This window comes from Streptococcus ilei, from assembly GCF_000479335.1.
GTDB classification, from domain to species: domain Bacteria; phylum Bacillota; class Bacilli; order Lactobacillales; family Streptococcaceae; genus Streptococcus; species Streptococcus ilei.
This window is the reverse complement of record NC_022584.1, coordinates 1182427-1199708: the sequence shown is the minus strand read 5'-3', so window position 1 is coordinate 1199708 and position 17282 is coordinate 1182427. Positions and strand designations below refer to the sequence as shown.

At 43.6% G+C, this 17282-nt stretch carries 15 protein-coding genes and 4 pseudogenes; 15 read left to right on the top strand and 4 right to left on the bottom strand.

The genetic code is table 11. From position 1 onward, the window contains the following. Positions 1-6 precede the first annotated feature (6 nt). From N596_RS05730 to N596_RS05705, 6 genes are all read left to right on the top strand, one after another. Positions 7-528 (top strand): dihydrofolate reductase family protein, encoded by a 522-nt coding sequence (locus tag N596_RS05730; protein ID WP_000301974.1) that lies wholly within the window; start codon positions 7-9, stop codon positions 526-528. Positions 529-545: 17 nt separating this feature from the next. Beyond that, positions 546-1889 (top strand): cysteine--tRNA ligase, encoded by a 1344-nt coding sequence (gene cysS, locus N596_RS05725; RefSeq protein ID WP_023027254.1) that lies wholly within the window; start codon positions 546-548, stop codon positions 1887-1889. Beyond that, positions 1882-2277, top strand: coding sequence for a Mini-ribonuclease 3 (locus N596_RS05720; RefSeq protein ID WP_023024384.1), 396 nt, complete (start codon positions 1882-1884; stop codon positions 2275-2277). The genes cysS and N596_RS05720 overlap by 8 nt, the downstream gene beginning before the upstream one ends. Continuing rightward, the gene (locus N596_RS05715) at positions 2277-3137 is read left to right on the top strand and encodes a helix-turn-helix domain-containing protein (RefSeq protein WP_023024382.1); all 861 of its coding nucleotides are present in this window, start codon (positions 2277-2279) and stop codon (positions 3135-3137) included. Before N596_RS05720 ends, N596_RS05715 begins: the two co-directional genes overlap by 1 nt. 123 nt (positions 3138-3260) lie before the next feature. Further along, entirely contained in the window at positions 3261-4391 is a 1131-nt protein-coding gene (locus N596_RS05710; protein ID WP_023024380.1) for an ABC transporter ATP-binding protein, read from the top strand. Between the two features lie 64 nt (positions 4392-4455). Then, on the top strand, positions 4456-6123 hold the full coding sequence (locus N596_RS05705) for an alpha-glucosidase (RefSeq protein WP_023024378.1): 1668 nt from the start codon (positions 4456-4458) through the stop codon (positions 6121-6123). A 329-nt stretch (positions 6124-6452) separates the two neighbouring features. On the opposite strand, the pseudogene N596_RS05700 reads toward N596_RS05705, so the two are convergent. Then, positions 6453-9347: pseudogene (locus tag N596_RS05700) on the bottom strand (LPXTG cell wall anchor domain-containing protein); the annotation flags it as partial. Between the two features lie 507 nt (positions 9348-9854). Continuing rightward, positions 9855-10820, bottom strand: coding sequence for an aromatic acid exporter family protein (locus N596_RS05695; RefSeq protein ID WP_023027252.1), 966 nt, complete (start codon positions 10818-10820; stop codon positions 9855-9857). Between the two features lie 104 nt (positions 10821-10924). On the opposite strand from N596_RS05695, the gene rlmB reads away from it, so the two are divergent. From rlmB to rpsI, 5 genes are all read left to right on the top strand, one after another. After that, positions 10925-11653: a 23S rRNA (guanosine(2251)-2'-O)-methyltransferase RlmB gene (rlmB, locus tag N596_RS05690; RefSeq protein ID WP_042361243.1), complete on the top strand. Its 729-nt coding sequence runs from the start codon at positions 10925-10927 to the stop codon at positions 11651-11653. Positions 11654-11682: 29 nt separating this feature from the next. Beyond that, complete coding sequence (locus tag N596_RS05685) at positions 11683-12198, top strand: NYN domain-containing protein (RefSeq protein WP_023024371.1); 516 nt, start codon at positions 11683-11685, stop codon at positions 12196-12198. Beyond that, a complete protein-coding gene (locus N596_RS05680) occupies positions 12195-13058 on the top strand; it encodes a DegV family protein (RefSeq protein WP_023027250.1) in 864 nt (287 codons plus the stop codon). The genes N596_RS05685 and N596_RS05680 overlap by 4 nt, the downstream gene beginning before the upstream one ends. Before the next feature lie 153 nt (positions 13059-13211). Continuing rightward, positions 13212-13658 (top strand): 50S ribosomal protein L13, encoded by a 447-nt coding sequence (gene rplM, locus N596_RS05675; RefSeq protein ID WP_002876943.1) that lies wholly within the window; start codon positions 13212-13214, stop codon positions 13656-13658. Positions 13659-13676: 18 nt separating this feature from the next. Next, positions 13677-14069, top strand: a complete 393-nt coding sequence (gene rpsI, locus N596_RS05670; RefSeq protein ID WP_002893764.1) for a 30S ribosomal protein S9 — start codon at positions 13677-13679, stop codon at positions 14067-14069. Positions 14070-14178: 109 nt separating this feature from the next. On the opposite strand, the gene N596_RS05665 is transcribed toward rpsI, so the two are convergent. After that, a complete protein-coding gene (locus tag N596_RS05665; RefSeq protein ID WP_002893762.1) occupies positions 14179-14400 on the bottom strand; it encodes a tyrosine-type recombinase/integrase in 222 nt (73 codons plus the stop codon). Between the two features lie 244 nt (positions 14401-14644). Continuing rightward, positions 14645-15253 (bottom strand): DUF1269 domain-containing protein, encoded by a 609-nt coding sequence (locus N596_RS05660; protein ID WP_023027249.1) that lies wholly within the window; start codon positions 15251-15253, stop codon positions 14645-14647. A gap of 350 nt (positions 15254-15603) precedes the next feature. Here N596_RS05660 and N596_RS10250 point away from each other — a divergent pair. From N596_RS10250 to N596_RS05645, 4 genes and pseudogenes are all read left to right on the top strand, one after another. Continuing rightward, positions 15604-15747 (top strand): annotated as a pseudogene (locus tag N596_RS10250) (IS982 family transposase); the annotation flags it as partial. Between the two features lie 3 nt (positions 15748-15750). Further along, a pseudogene (locus N596_RS10345) lies at positions 15751-16084 on the top strand (diacylglycerol/lipid kinase family protein); the annotation flags it as partial. 148 nt (positions 16085-16232) lie between these two features. Beyond that, positions 16233-16823, top strand: a pseudogene (locus tag N596_RS05650) (IS256 family transposase); the annotation flags it as partial. A gap of 180 nt (positions 16824-17003) precedes the next feature. After that, complete coding sequence (locus tag N596_RS05645; protein ID WP_002902306.1) at positions 17004-17282, top strand: DUF6110 family protein; 279 nt, start codon at positions 17004-17006, stop codon at positions 17280-17282.

Below are 17282 nucleotides of genomic sequence, written 5' to 3'. Positions count from 1 at the left end.
ACAAGAATGGCAGTATATTTTTACGGCTGTATCACCATGGATGGCTACTTGGCAGACAGCCAGCACAGGATAGACTGGCTGCATCAGCTTGGTTCTGTAGAGGATACAGGCTATGATGACTTTTACAGGCAAATGGATATCACCATCATGGGCAAGCGGACCTTTGAGGAAATCCAAGATTTGCAAGATGTAGAAAGTTTTTATCAAGCTACGGAAAACTATGTCTTTACGCATGATAGGCATCTGCCTGTCAGCAATTACCAGCCAGTAGCTGGGGATGTGGTGGACTTTGTTCACCAGATTGACAAAGGCAAAAATGTCTTTGTGATTGGTGGTAATTCCTTGGTAGGACCGCTCTTGGATGCGGATCTTTTCGACCACCTCATTATTCAGATAGCGCCCCTTATCCTAGGAAAGGGGGTTCCCCTCTTTACCCAAGAGGAAGGGCAGCGCTTTTACCAACTGGATAGCCTCAGACAATTTGGCCCTTTTGCAGAGCTGGTTTTCAGCCGAAAAAGTCAGAAATAGAGAAGGGAGTGGACCGCATGATTAAAATTTACGACACCATGACCCGCAGCTTGCGGGATTTTGACCCTATCGAGGACGGCAAGGTCAAGATGTATGTTTGTGGGCCAACTGTTTACAACTATATCCACGTGGGGAATGCCCGTTCAACGGTAGCCTTTGACACGATTCGTCGCTACTTTGAGTATCGTGGCTACGAAGTTACCTACATTTCCAACTTTACAGATGTGGATGATAAGATCATCAACCGTGCCAAGGAAGAAGGCATTACGCCTCAGGAAGTGGCAGACAAGTACATAGCGGCTTTTCGTGAGGATGTGACGGCTCTGGGGGTCAAGCCTGCTACCCGTCACCCTCGTGTGGTTGAGTTTATGGATGATATTATTCGTTTTGTCACCGACTTGATCGAAAAAGGCTATGCCTACGAGAGTCAAGGGGATGTTTATTTCCGTGTGGAAAAATCCCACAACTACGCCAAATTGGCTAATAAAACTCTAGAAGACTTGGAGCTAGGTGCTTCAGGTCGGACAGACGAAGAGACGGCTCGCAAGGAAAATCCTGTCGACTTTGCCCTTTGGAAAGCTGCCAAGCCAGGTGAAGTTTCTTGGGAAAGCCCTTGGGGGCCTGGTCGTCCGGGATGGCACATCGAATGTTCGGTCATGTCAACGGGGATTTTAGGAGATACCATTGATATTCATGGGGGTGGAGCCGATCTCGAATTCCCGCACCATACCAATGAAATCGCTCAGTCAGAGGCTAAAACAGGCAAGACCTTTGCCAATTACTGGATGCACAATGGCTTTGTCAATATTGACAATGTCAAGATGTCCAAGTCCTTAGGCAACTTTATCACTGTGCATGATGCTCTCAAGACTATCGATGGCCAAGTGCTTCGCTTCTTCTTTGCGACCCAGCACTACCGCAAACCCATCAACTTCACAGAAAAAGCTGTGCGCGATGCGGAGACCAACCTCAAGTATTTGAAAAATACCTACGAGCAACCTTTCACAGGAGAAGTGGATCCAGCAGACTTGCAAAGCTTTGTGGACAAGTTTGTAGCGGCTATGGATGAAGATATCAATGCGGCAAACGGAATCACCGTCGTCTTTGAATTGGCCAAATGGATCAACTCAGGACATTACAACCAAGATGTCAAGGAGGCCTTGGCAAAGATGTTAGAAGTCTTTGGAGTGGTCTTTGTCGAAGAAGTCTTGGATGCGGATATTGAAGCCTTGATCGCTGAACGCCAAGAAGCGCGGGCTAAGAAAGATTTTGCGCGAGCAGATGAAATTCGCGATGAATTGGCTGCGCAAGGAATCAAGCTCTTGGATACAAAAGAAGGTGTAAGGTGGACACGTGATTGATGTCAATCTGATTAATGGGATTGCCCTAGCCTTTGAGGGAGATGCGGTTTATTCCATGTATATCCGTAAGCATTTGATTTTGCAAGGGATGACCAAGCCTAACAAACTCCACCAGACTGCGACTAGGTATGTCTCTGCCAAGGCGCAAGCTAATCTGATTGCGACCATGCTTGAGGAAGATGTTTTGACAGAGAAAGAAGTTGAAATCTATAAGCGCGGCCGTAACACCAATAGTCACACCAAGGCAAAAAATGCCGACGTCGTAACCTATCGTATGTCGACAGGTTTTGAAGCGGTCATGGGTTACTTGCACTTGACAGATGAAATCAACCGCTTAGAGGAATTGGTGGCTTGGTGTATTCAAAAAGTGGAAGAAGGGACAAAGTAGTGAAAGATATCAGAGAGTGGTTCCCTCAGGCAGAGGTAACGGATCAACCCAATCCACCAGCTGGTTTTGTAGCCATTCCCCTGCAGGCCCAGCAATGGTTGCAATTGAAGGAAGAAGATCTGACCGAGAGAGAAAAACATTTGATTGCCTGGTTGGCTAGTGAGGAAGATCTTGCCCCCAATCCATGGTACCAATACCTGATAGATGGGAAAGGGGAAGCCCCTCAAGTCATTAAAAAGATGCAACTCGTCTATTGTCACCTCTCACATTCGACAGCGGAAGGTATTGCTTCTTGGCTAGAGATGATGCAGACGCTCTTGCCAAACTTTCGAGCAACCTTGCAACTGAGTGGACAAGATTATGTGCTCATTCTGGATCAAGAGCAGTCGCTAACTGTGGCTGATATCTTAAAAGATACCGTCTCTGCCATGGAGTATGACTTTAATATTCGCTTATCCATCATGGTCGGGCAGGTATGGACAGAGTCAAAAGATGGAAAAGTGTCTCCTGTCATCCGAGCAGAATGGGCAGCCTTTAGAGCCTGGATCCGAGAAGGGCACCAAGGTGTCTACCGCTTTTCTCAACTCTATCTGTGGGGAATCGAGCAGGCAGATTTGGATCTCCATCCTATCAAAGAACGCTTGCATCAGTTGATCGGGAGTCAAGACCAGTTGCAGGATATCATTGTTGCACTGTGGGATAACGGAGCAGTTGTGACCAAGGCGGCTCAGCAACTCTATCTCCATCGGAATTCCCTTCAATACAAGATGGACAAATGGGAAGAGCTAACGGGTCTCCAACTGAAAAACCTGACAGATCTAGCTCTTTGTTACCATTTGGTTCTACAGGATGTGATGTAACGGAATAAATAGAGGGTTTTGTGCAACTTGCACAAAACTCTTTTTCTTTTTTGTGAGACTTGCCATAGCTTTGTAAAACGTTTTCATTTACAATAGAATTATAAAAATCAAAGGAGTACCATCATGGTAGAATTAAATCTTAAAAATATTTACAAAAAATATCCAAACAGCGAGCACTATTCAGTTGAAGACTTCAACTTGGACATCAAAGACAAAGAGTTTATCGTTTTCGTAGGTCCTTCAGGATGTGGTAAATCAACAACTCTTCGTATGATCGCTGGTCTTGAAGACATCACAGAAGGTGAATGTTCGATCGATGGTACTGTTGTAAACAACGTGGCACCTAAAGACCGTGATATCGCCATGGTATTCCAAAACTACGCTCTTTACCCACACATGACTGTTTATGACAACATGGCCTTTGGTTTGAAATTGCGTAAATACAGCAAGGAAGATATCGACAAACGTGTACAAGAAGCAGCAGAAATCCTTGGCTTGAAAGAATTTTTGGATCGTAAACCAGCTGACCTTTCTGGTGGTCAACGTCAACGTGTGGCTATGGGTCGTGCCATTGTCCGTGATGCAAAAGTGTTCTTGATGGACGAACCTTTGTCAAACTTAGATGCCAAATTGCGTGTATCCATGCGTGCTGAAATCGCTAAAATCCACCGTCGTATCGGAGCTACAACTATCTACGTAACTCACGACCAAACAGAAGCGATGACATTGGCAGACCGTATCGTTATCATGTCAGCAACTAAGAACCCTGCTGGTACTGGTACAATTGGACGTGTTGAACAAATTGGTTCTCCGCAAGAAGTGTACAAAAACCCAGTGAACAAATTCGTAGCTGGATTCATCGGAAGCCCAGCGATGAACTTCATTAACGTGAAATTGGAAAATGGCTACATCGTTGCTAACGGTTTGAATTTGAAAGTTCCAGAAGGTGCTTTGAAAGTTCTTCGTGAAAAAGGTTATGAAGGCAAAGAATTGATCTTTGGTATCCGTCCAGAAGATGTGAATACAGAGGCTGCTTTCCTTGAAACATTCCCAGAATCAGTAGTAAAAGCAACCATCTCTGTATCTGAGTTGCTTGGTTCTGAATCTCACTTGTACTGCCAAGTTGGTGACAACGAATTCATCGCTAAAGTGGATGCGCGTGACTACCATGAAACAGGTGCAACTATCGAACTTGGATTTGACTTGAACAAAGCTCACTTCTTCGATAAAGAAACTGAAAAAACAGTATACTAAAATTTGAATAATATAGAGGCTGAGACGCATGTCTTGGCCTTCTATTTATTAAAGGAGACAAGAAATGGAAAAAGATTGGTGGAAGGGAAAAGTCGCTTACCAGATCTACCCGAAAAGCTTTAAGGACAGCAATGGCGACGGGATTGGGGACCTGAAAGGAATTACTCAAAAGCTAGATTATCTTGAAAAACTTGGAATCGATATTCTCTGGCTATCCCCTATTTACAAGAGTCCTTTTATTGATCAGGGCTATGATATTTCAGACTACTATGCCATTGATCCCCTCTTTGGGACTATGGAAGACATGGAAGAGTTGATTGCGGAAGGCAAGAAGCGTGGCATTTCCATTATTATGGACTTGGTGGTCAACCACTGCTCCAGCCATCACGAGTGGTTCCAAAAAGCTTTAGCGGATCCTGATGGCCCTTATGCGGATTACTTTTATTTTATCGAAAGTGACAAGGAGCCCAATAACTGGGAAAGTTATTTTGGAGGCAGTGTCTGGGAACCGGTTCCTGGCACCAACAAATACTATCTCCATTCTTTCCATAAGGATCAGCCGGATCTCAATTGGCAAAATCCTGTCCTGCGCGAAGAAATTTACACTATGATCAACTGGTGGTTGGACAAGGGGATTGCGGGCTTTCGGATCGATGCCATTATCAATATCAAAAAGGATCTGGAATGGCGTTCGCTTCCATCAGATCGTGCCAATGGCTTGGTCCCAGTACCGGAATCATTGGTGAATGCCCAACCGATTGAACCCTTCTTGCAAGAGTTAAAGGAGCGAACCTTTGCTAAGTACAATGCCTTCACTGTAGGGGAAGTTTTCAATGAAACCGACGAAGAATTGCATTTCTTTATCGGAAAAGATGGTGTCTTTTCTTCGATTTTTGACTTCAAGCAAACCATGCTAGGTCAGGAAGGAAAGGGCTGGTTTGACCATACTCTTCCAACAGCAGATGAACTTAAGGAAAGTATTTTTCAAGCGCATGAGCGCGCGGATAGCATTGGGGTCCTCTCAACCATCATTGAAAATCATGATGAGCCTCGTGGTGTGTCCCACTATATCGCAGAAGGTCCTGTAAACGATACCAGTAAAAAAGCCCTAGGAACCATTCAAGTGTTGCGCAAGGGAATTCCTTTTATCTATCAAGGCCAAGAAATTGGGATGGAAAACCAAGTCTTTGAATCAGTGGAGGATTTTGATGATATCGCAACGATTAATGGCTACCATGTGGCTAAAGAGGCCGGTCTGAGCGAGGAAGAAGCCTTGGCGGCGATTGCCAACTACAGCCGAGACAATGCGCGGACGCCGATGCAGTGGACAGCAGAGCCAGGTCTGGGCTTTAGCGATGGACCAGCTTGGTTGATCAGTCCCAAACCGGATTATTCCATCAATGTGGAAGACCAGGAAAAGGACCCAGACTCCATCTTGAATTATTATCGTCAGCTGACGGCCTTGTATCGCCATCCTCTCTATGGAAATACCATCCGGTTTGGAGATATGATCCCAGCTTATCGGGATCGTGAAAACATCATCGCCTTCGAACGTCGTGGGGAGAAGCGTCTCTTAATTGTCAGCAATTTTCAAAATCGTCAAGCTAGCTTGGACTTGCCAGCTCCGATTGAAACTGTCATTTTAAATAATGTCACGGGACTATTCCAAGAAGAAGACCAGGTATTAGAATTGGCCCCTTACCAAACCATCGTGCTGGAACTACAAGAATAAGAAGGAACTTTGCATCATTGTTAGAATTTAAGATGTAGAATAGTATTTTCATTAAATATTCTGAAAAATTTATAGAAGATTTCTATTACTTTAGAATCAGTCAAGTATAAACTGAAACTTTCCGCTGTGAGAAAAGTGCTTGAAACATTATTGTTTCAAGCACTCGGGAGTTTTGAGACCTTAGGCTCAAAACTAAGTCATGGAACTTCGAAGAAGTTCGCTGACGTCCGTACTCACCTAAGGAAAGTTTTGAAAAATATTTTATTTCCGAAAAGAACCTTCGCATCTGCGAAGGTTCTTTTCATGCCATCCAAGTCTAAACCTGGAACTTATTCAACTTCTTTCTTTTTCAAGAGGAGGAATCCACCGCTAACGGCTAGCAAGAAGCTTGAAAGGATAAAGTGTCCACTTGAGTGATCTCCAGTTTGTGGCAATTGTGGCTTGGCTGGATTTTCTTGGAAGCTTTGTCCAACTTGGTAGGCCAAGGCTTGTACGCTTTCTCCAGTTTCAGCTGTAGTTTCTTTTTGTGGAAGGAGAACTGTAGGAGTGTCCTTCTTGGCCAAGATTGGCTGTTGAGTGGTTGTTTGGTTATGAATTGGAACTACCACTTGATCTGGGTCTTTAGCTGGAACGTAGTCTGTCAAGGTAGCCAACTTACTACCAAAGATCGCATTGGTTACCCAGCGGAAGAAGTGGACAGGGTGTTGGCGATTGGTTGGATTTCCAGCATAGACAAAGAGTGGTTGGCCGAGAAGTTCCCCAGAAATGGCCATGACCTTATTGGCTAGGACCTCATTTTTTGGCCACCAGCCCGCAATGTAGTAGTCGCTTGAAGCGATACTCATCAAGGTCTTGAAGTTGCTTGGAACTTTTTCAATCCAGTTTCCTGAGTTGGAGTAGAAGAGGGCGTTCTTCTTGTAACCACTGGTCAGTGGGTCTTGGTCATCAATGATGGCCTTCATCAAGCCCTCGTAGTCACTGCCACCTTTTAGTTTTTCAGCATCAAATCCTGAAAGAACTCCCAATTTTTCCAGTTTCTGCATGGCTTCCCCGCCGATGACGAGGGTTGGTTTCTTGCCGAAGATGGAGGCATCATAGCGATTGTTTTCAAGCACAATGACATCGGCCTCTTCAGGAGTATCGACGATTTGGAAACCTAATTTTTCAAGAACCAAACTAGTATGAGCAGGCGCATCTACTCCAGTCCAATTGTAGTGATAATTAGGTGAGTAGATTTTCAGTGGTTTTAAGGTTGGACCGTTTGGAACCTTGTAGAGGGCTTCACCGTAAATAGCATAATTTGGAAGGAGCGATGCGAAGGTATCGCGGTCAACGATGTAACCATCATCTGTTAGGTAAACAGATTTGCCTTGGGAAATCGCCTTGTTTACTGCTTGAACAGCGCTAGCTGATGTATTGGCGATGACGTAGTAAGGTGCTTTTGGATCGATCTCAGAGGTCCGAGTCGCGCGAGTGGTTGTGACTTCTCCAAGTTTTCCAGCAAAGAGACCGTCCTTGAATACAGGTTCTGCCTTGAAGCCTTTCATATCAGGGAAGTTAACGAGAAGTTCTGCATACATGGCTGCCCAGGCGGATTCATTCGAACCTTTATAGAGGATATGGTTGGCATAGCCCCGTTTGGCTTGGGCCATATCAATGACTAAGTCCCCTTTTTTGTAGCTGCCTGTATCTTCTTTGAGTTCTTTAACGAGGACACCGTTTCGTTTGAAGTAGTCGATCATATTGAAGGCTTCTTGGGCGTCATTGTCCTTGTCGAGGCTCATTGGGATGACATAGTAGTCTGGGAAGAATTTCGGACGACCATTTTTCACACGTCCAACGATTTCCCCATTTGGACCGACCAGTTCGTTTTCTGCTTTTGGATCTTCAATTTTGTTGAGACCACGTAAGTAGAAGTTGAGACGCATTTCAAGGAGTTTGTCTGGATCTTTGTTGAGGAAGTCAATGCCTCCGAGGACAGCATTACGACCAGCATAATAAGATTCTTGGTTGGATTCTGGAATTTCAATCGTATGGCCTAGGATACCGTGATAGACAGCATAGACACCTGTATACCCAGAGAAGGAATCATCCCAGCCATCTCCCCAGTCTAGTTTTGGAATGATGTAGCTATCGTATTTGGAATTGGCAACTCCAGCCCGTCCCATATGACGGGCATTTTCCAACATGAGGTTGGACATGAGGTCGTATTCAAAGTTCGGATCATGTGGAGGTGTTGCAGGCTCGATCAAGAATTCTTTGACAAATCCATGGATATCATAGAGAGCGATTGGATTCCACTTGTTGATCATTTGGATGACGGTACGCACTTCTGGGTTGGTTTGGTAGCTAGCATCCCGGTTTGGATCCAGTCCATTGGCCAAAGCACGCAAGTTGAGAGCATCCCCGTCTGGGTTTTCCGTGAAGTCAAACAAGAAGATAAATTTATTTAAGAGAGTTGGGATGTCCAGAGTCACATTCTTGACGTTACCAGCTTCGTCTGTCGTTTTAAAAGTGACTTGATCTTCTGTGGCGAAGGTACGGAAGAGACCGGTGATGATATCAATACCAGGTTGTTCATCCGCATGCGTATTATGAACTAGGACAGGCAGTTTGTAATCTAAGGTTTTGTCCTTCAGAGCTGCCAGCATTTCACTTGGTTTGGTCAAAGCTTTTGGATTGGTAGATGAGAGATAGTGGTCAATACTTGCTTGGTCCTTACTCACAATTCCCATCTTCATATCCCGTCCTTGGGCGCTCTTGCCAAGAGTTTCGAGCTGAACCAGACGGTCTGTTTTGGCTTCTGCCTTTGTCTGTTCAATAGAAGCTAGCATCTCCTCGTGGGTATGGAAATCTTTATATGGACGGAAGGTTAGATTCTTGCGAATAGTTAGTCCAAGATCTGCGCTGGTTCCAACCAAAGTGTGTTCACCGATATAGTTCCGATAGGTCCGACGGATATTATTAGGGCTCCGAAGACTTAAATCTTCACCAAAGAGTTCCTTGACAGTAAAGGTTAGATCCAAATCATTTCCGTTTTTGTTCTCTTCAACTGTGATGAAGGGATCTTTGGACAGAGTACCTGTCTCCATATCCCAAGTTTTCCATTCTTCTAGTGGTTTGTCGTCCAAGGTCCAGTTGATCTTTCCAGCAGCCTGAGCTTGATCCTTGACGGTATCCGTCAGCATCCCTTTTTCAGACATGTAAATAGGGCTATCAGTAAGACTGATAGTAGGCTCTGCGTTTGCAGCCCGCTCTGTTACAGGGGCTTCTACTTTGGCTGTAGGACTCGCTGTGTCTGAAGCGGTAGGAGAGCTTTCTCCTGTCCCAGCTGGACTAGCAGTCGCTTCTGTTGCAGGGGCAGGATTTGTTGCCTCTGTGCTGCTTGCCGGACTAGTACTGGTTTCCTCTGGCTTGAGGACGTTTTCGACAGGTGTAGCAGGACTTGCTGGTTCAACAGTGTCCGCAGCAACTTGGCCTTGTGCGAGGAAGGCTAATAGGACAGCGGTAGAGAGACTGAGTGCGTTTGTGTACAAACGCTTCTTATAAGAAGAATGCATAAAGAGACCTCCTTTGTTCTTTACATGTATGCACCCCTATCATAACACTTTATGACAGCGCTTTCAATATATATGGAGGTTTTTCTCTTAAAATTCGTTATAAATTGATGACAAAGAAAAAAGAGCTGGAAAAATCTTTCCAGTCTATTTTTTATAGATCTAAAGATAGAGCTAAGCTTGAAGTTCCTTCTGATAATTTTGATAAAATTCGACCTTGAAGGAGATGAAGGTTTCAAGATCTCGCAGGAGTTGCAAAAGGGTCGCTCGGGTTTCAAATTCTTGACGAGATCGAGGAAGAGGTCGTTCACGAAAGACTGCTAGATAGCGATTGATTTCATCAAGAAGGAATTGAGCTGGATTTTCCTGACTGAGTTGGCTGGCTGTTTTAGCAAAGAGTTGAGCCAAAATAAGACTCTCGCTCGCGGCTAATTGGCAGTTGTTTACGTTGTTGGCCATGTCTCGCAGGATATTATTTTGGCGCTTGCGCATTTCAAAATAGTGGATATGATAGTTGGTCTGATGGAAGAGGTGGTTGGAATGGTCTAGATACACCAAATCGAGAGCCTCTTTTAAGATAGTATCTAGCTCACGAATCAAGCTGGCATCGTTGCTTCCATCTCCTTTTCCCAGAAATTCTGCAAACCGATAGAGAATCTTCTTGAGTTGTTCCTCAACAATCTCGTGATAGCGATCAATTTCTTCTTGTCGAGAAGGCATATAGAGATTGGCAAGGAGAGCAAAGCTGGTTCCAATTAGGAAAATAGCCACTTCATTTCCTAATAGGGCTAGAGAAGTGGATTTTTCTAGCAGGAGATGGGTAACCAGGACGGAACTTGGTGTGATGCCAATTTCCCAGCCTTGTAGAAAAGCAAGTGGGACATAGGTAGCCAGATAAAGACCAAGAGCCCAGAGATTGTAGCCGAGAATCTGAAAGGCTAAGCTTCCAAGGAACAGGGCTAGAAGCATGGACATAAAGCGGTTGTAGGCCAATCTAGCTGTACTGCGACGGGTATCGGTAATGCTGAGGATGGCAATAATCCCCGCAGAGGTGGCGTAGGCCAGACCTAAAAACTCTGCAAGCAAGATGGCCAAACAGGTGGCGAGGACCATCTTGATGGTTCGGTGAATAAGTGGCATAATGCTGATTCTTTCCTTTTTCTAAACTAGTTTTATTATACCACAAGCAAAGTGGGCTACTCCAAATGTTTCACCAGATATGGCAATTGTGTTATACTAGTTTCATGGAAAAAAACGATATTGTTTACGGCGTTCATGCCGTCACAGAAGCACTGATCGCAAATACAGGAAATAAATTGTATATCCAGGACGATTTGCGAGGAAAGAATGTAGAAAAAATCAAGGATCTGGCTGCAGATAAGAAGGTGTCCATTTCTTGGACTCCTAAGAAGACCTTACAAGAAATGACAGAAGGGGCTGTCCACCAAGGTTTTGTCTTGCGAGTTTCAGAATTTGCCTATACGGACTTGAATGATATCTTGGCCCAGGTAGCTGATCAAGACAATCCCTTGCTCTTGATTTTGGATGGCTTGACCGATCCCCATAACTTAGGATCCATTCTCCGAACAGCCGACGCTACCCAGGTGGCTGGAGTCATCATTCCCAAGCACCGTGCTGTTGGGGTGACACCTGTTGTTGCCAAGACCTCAACTGGAGCAGTAGAGCATGTCCCTATTGCTCGAGTGACCAACCTTAGCCAAACCTTGGATAAGCTCAAAGAAGCAGGTTTTTGGATCTTTGGGACCGATATGAATGGAACGCCTTCTCACAAATGGAATACCAGTGGGAAGTTGGCCCTCATCATTGGAAACGAAGGCAAGGGCATTTCGTCCAATATTAAAAAGCAAGTGGATGAAATGATCGCGATTCCGATGCAGGGGCATGTCCAAAGTCTGAATGCTAGTGTCGCGGCAGCAATCCTCATGTATGAGGTCTTTCGCAATAAACTATAATAGAAGAAAATCCTAGGAAGGGGGAGTCGATGAAGGAAAAGATTTTGTTAGTGGACGGCTACAATATGATTGCCTTCTGGCAGGAAACCCGTCAGCTCTTTAAGAAGAGTGAGCTAGATGCCGCACGAACGATCCTCCTAGAAAAGCTTAGTCACTATGCCAGCTTTGAAGGCATTCGCGTGATTTGTGTGTTTGATGCCCAATATATGCCAGGGATTCGTCAGACCTATGAGGAATTTCAAGTCCAAGTGGTCTTCACAGCGGAGGATGAAACCGCCGATGACTACATTGAACGCTTGGCGGCAGAGCTCAATACCCCCCTTCACCAAGTATCAGTCGCGACGAGTGACTTGAATGAGCAATGGACGGTCTTTGCTCAAGGAGCGCTCCGTGTTTCGGCGCGTGAGCTGGAGAAGAGAGTCGCCGTTGTCAAAGCTGATTTGAACCAGGCGCGAGGAGCCGTCAACGATCAAAAACCACCGATACGGCCTTTTGACCAAGAGGGCCTACGTCAACTACAAAAAGAGATGGGAGCAAGTAAATGACCTTTAAAATTTTAACAGATTCAACTGCAGATTTAGATGAAAGATGGGCACAGGAGCATGATGTAGAAATCGTCGGTTTGTCGATCCAAATCGATGGGACTCATTATGAGACAGTAGGTCCAGATAAACTTACTAGCCCCCAATTATTAGCAGAAATGCAAAAGGGTGCTAAACCAACGACCAGCCAGGTCAATGTTGGGCAATTCCAAGAGATTTTCAAGGGCTATGCTCAGCGCAAGGAAGACCTCCTTTATATCGCCTTCTCTTCAGTCTTGTCAGGGACCTACCAGAGTGCGATCATGGCAAGAGACTTGGTCCTTGAAGAATACCCAGAAGCTGTGATCGAAATCATCGATCCAAAAGCTGCAGGGATTGGAGAGGGCTACTTGTCTATGCTAGCAGTTGAGGCGCGTGATGCCGGAAAGAGTTTGGATCAAGTTAAGGAAGAACTGATGGAAGTCGCTCCCAAGTTGCGGACCTATTTCTTGGTGGATGATCTCTACCATCTGATGCGCGGAGGACGTCTCTCTAAGAGTTCAGCCATCGTCGGAAGTTTGGTCAACATCAAACCCCTTCTTTGGATTGATGCAGAAGGCAAGTTAGCCCCTATAGCCAAAGTTCGGGGACGTAAAAAAGCTATGCGGGAAATGCTTTCTCTGATCCAGGAAGATATCGGTCACAGCACAGCCTTGGTTTCCTATACAGATGATTTGGCAGGAGCAGAGGAGCTCAAGGATCAATTGTTGGAGAATCCAGCTATCTCCCAAGTCTTGATCATGCCACTAGGTCCCGTCATTGCTGCTCACGTCGGTCCTAATTCTCTCATCGGCTTTGTTATAGGAAAAGAAAATCGCAAATAATTTTTTAAATTGGTTGACTTTTATCTTAAAAATTTGATACAATAGTAGGCGGTATTGTTTACCCCATTTGTAAGGCCCCGGAACCTTTCAAATAACTTGCGGACCGGAACATCCGCCCTGTAAACAAAAACGATATTCATAATAGGAGAAATCATGAACAAAACTACATTCATGGCTAAACCAGGCCAAGTAGAACGCAAATGGTACGTTGTTGACGCAACTGATGTACCTCTTGGACGCCTTTCAGCAGTTGTTGCAAGCGTGCTTCGCGGAAAAAACAAACCAACATTCACACCTCACACTGATACAGGTGACTTCGTAATCGTTATCAATGCTGAAAAAGTTAAATTGACTGGTAAAAAAGCAACTGATAAGATCTACTACACTCACTCAAACCACCCAGGTGGATTGAAATCAATCTCTGCTGGTGAACTTCGTTCTAAAAATGCAGTTCGTTTGATTGAGAAATCAGTTAAAGGTATGCTTCCACACAATACTCTTGGCCGCGCTCAAGGTATGAAATTGAAAGTATTCGTTGGAGCTGAGCACACTCACGCTGCACAACAACCAGAAGTTCTTGATATTTCAGGACTTATCTAAGGAAAGGAACAATAAAGTATGTCACAAGCACAATATGCAGGTACTGGACGTCGTAAAAACGCTGTTGCACGCGTTCGCCTTGTTCCAGGAACTGGTAAAATCACTGTTAACAAAAAAGATGTTGAAGAGTACATCCCACACGCTGACCTTCGTCTTGTAATCAACCAACCATTCGCAGTTACTTCAACTGCAGGTTCATACGACGTTTTCGTTAACGTTGTAGGTGGTGGATACGCTGGTCAAGCAGGAGCAATCCGTCACGGTATCGCTCGTGCCCTTCTTCAAGTAGACCCAGACTTCCGCGATTCATTGAAACGCGCAGGACTTCTTACACGTGACTCACGTAAAGTTGAGCGTAAGAAACCAGGTCTTAAGAAAGCTCGTAAAGCATCACAATTCTCAAAACGTTAATCAATACGATTATATCAACGTTTACAGACATTCAAGAATTATTTCTTGGATGTCTTTTTTGTTTCAAAAAATCAAAGTTCACCCCAAAATTCACCCCATATTCACCCCATCAATTTTTTAAACTACGAAAAGCAATATCACCTACAGTCTGATTGACTTTATCTTTGATATTAACGTAAGTTTTTGTAATCTCTTTATCACTATGAGTAAGAGCTTCTGAGAAGGCTTCAAGAGAAACACCTGCTTGTTTAGCAAGAGTAGCACCAGTATGTCTTAGTTTGTGTGGTGATGCTGGTGCTAATTCGGGATGTCTTCGTCTGACTGATTTCATCTTGATAAAACTTAAAATTTTTCTAATTATAACGAAGCATAGTCAAAAAGCTATGACCTCTATATTCACAAAAAAATCCAGACCAATACTAGTCCAGATTTCTTGTCTATTAAACATTCTTTTCAAAGAATGGAAGAACGGCTGTAACGGCTTTGTCAACGCAATTATTTAACTGTGAGAATCCGACGCACATAAATTTTAAATGGCGTCTCAGTCACATTTAAATTTATGAGACGCTTAGACGTTAGGCTTTCAATTTGTCAAATTTTGCTTTGACATTTGCCTTGAATTCTTCAAGTTTATCCTTGCGTTCGGCTTTACGTTCAGCCTTCATTTGTGCACGTGCCTGGTTGTAGAGGTCTTCTTGGACTTGCAGAGCTGCTTCGATTTCGGCTACGACGGTTGCTACATCCCAACGCATGATTTGGGTGTCGTACTTGGTGAAGTAAGCATCGATGACTGCTTCGTTGTCTTCTTGCACCAAGGCAACAACGGCTGTTTCACCGTTAGTCAATTTCTGAGAAACAACGTCAATCAGGCCAGTTTCAGCCGTATCAATGGCATCACCAGCAGCCAAACCATAGAGGCTACCCATACCATAACCAAACAAGACGCCGATAGGACCACCCAAAAGCCCGATAACTGCACCGAGCAAGCCACCTTTTAGGGCTGCATCCGTCGTTGAATCTTCAAAGTCATAGCGTTCTTTTTCAACGATATGACCGTTTTCATTTTTGACCAAGGCGATTTGAGCAACCTTGGTCGTCTGAGTTTGGCGGAAAGCCTTCAAATCCGCAAAGGACTGATAAGCTTCGCTTTCAGTGTTAAAGACTGAAACTACTAGGTTTTCCATAGTTAGTACCTCTTTTCTAAATATATACGTTCATTATAATACAGTTTCAATCACTTTTCAATCATTTTAGTGCGACATTTTAATTGATATGTCGCGTTTATCAGCGTCAAAGAACAGTTTCAGGCAGCGGTATATCTTTGCCATATCCCAGCCCAGACACTCTGGCGACTCTGAGTGATTATCAAGAAAGGCGTCCAGCAACATCTTAAAGCCTCCCGTGCAAAAAGTAAATAAATAGTGTTTTTCCTGTATGCCTGTCACACGGCTAAAAGACCGCTTGACCAAATCTTCCAGAAAATTATAGCAGATATTATGTACCAGCTCTGTGTAGCGAGTCTGATGAGCGTGCCGAATCACATCGACACTTTTATAGAATCTGCCAACTGTTTCCTTATGGTCGAATCCTTGAAAGAAGTCGCTTTATTCGTCGGTCAAGACAATTAATTTGGCTGGTGCAACTGATTCGCCAAGCTATGAACAAGCAATTATTACCTTTTGAAAGCAAAAATGGCAATTATGAAGGTGAAGCTACTCAGGTCTTAGTTCTTCTATCCAATTACTATGCAGACAAAAAACTATTTGATGAAAATACAGATGAATATGGAAATATCTTGATTTTAAAGGATTCATCCATCATTTCTAAATTATCGGCTATCCCAGATTTATTAAAAAGGGGATCTAGTAGGTAACAATAATATCGAATATATCAAAGTACGCAATATTAGGATTTCTTCAGAGGTTGAGTTAGAGTCAGATGTTGATGGGGATAAGTCGGATAATCTGCCAATAGATATAAAAATACTAGAAAACAGGCTTGAAAAAGGCTCGTAAAGCTAGCCAGTTCTCTAAACGTTAATTCGTTGCTGGACAGCAGAATACAAACGAAAACACTTTGCATCTTGCAAGGTGTTTTTTTCTATGAGAACTGGCGGTGCGCAATTAGGATAGCTCTAGCGACTTTAGTCGCATAGAGATATGCTATGCACAGTTGCCTCAAGAAAACAATGCTTCTTGGTCCACCCTGTTAGACAAGCTTCAAAACCAAGGAATCCAACAGATTTCTCTTGTAGTTACAGATGGCTTTAAGGGGCTTGAGCAGATTATCAGTCAGGCTCACCCATTAGCTAAACAACAATGTTGCTTAATTCATATTAGTCGAAATCTAGCTAGTAAAGTGAAACGAGCAGATAGAGCGGTTATTCTGGGGCAATTTATAATGATTTATCGTGCTGAAAATTTAGAAATGGCAGGACAAGCTTTAGAGGACTTTCTCGCCGAATGGAAACCAAAGTATAGGAAAGTCATGGAAAGTCTGGAGAAGACGGATAATCTTTTAACTTTTTATCAGTTTCCCTACCAGATTTGGCACAGCATGTATTCGACAAACCTCATTGAGTCTCTTAACAAAGAAATCAAACATCAAACGAAAAAGAAGGTTCTTTTTCCTAATGAGGAGGCTCTGGAACGTTACTTAGTTACGTTGTTTGAAGATTATAATTTCAAGCAAAGTCAACGAATCCATAAAGGGTTTGGTCAATGTTCTGATACACTTGAAAGCTTATTTAATTAACACTCCGTAACTCTACTTAAGTGTTTACACATAATTATTGACAGTATCAAAAAATAAAGTATATTGTTTTCATCATAATATAATTAAATATCAGTATAGAGAATTTTATCTATATATCAGATATCAGCAATTGCTTTTGCTGTCATTTTTCGCTACAATAGTTACAAGGAGGAAATAAACATGTTAAAAGAAGTATTAAACGTCGTAAAAGTTGCGAAAAAATCATCTCTCTTCTTAGGAGGGGTAGCATTTGGGACGCTTGGCTTGAAAGTCTTAGCAAGTAAAGAAGCTAAGAAAGGCTATTCTAAGGCCTTGGCTAAAGCTTACAAATTGAAAGATGGACTGGATGCATCTGTTTCTGTTGTAAAACAACACGGTGATGATGTTTTACAAGACGCTAAATATTTATACGAACAGGAAAAGAAAGAAGAACAATTAGATAGCCTGACAGGTGAATAA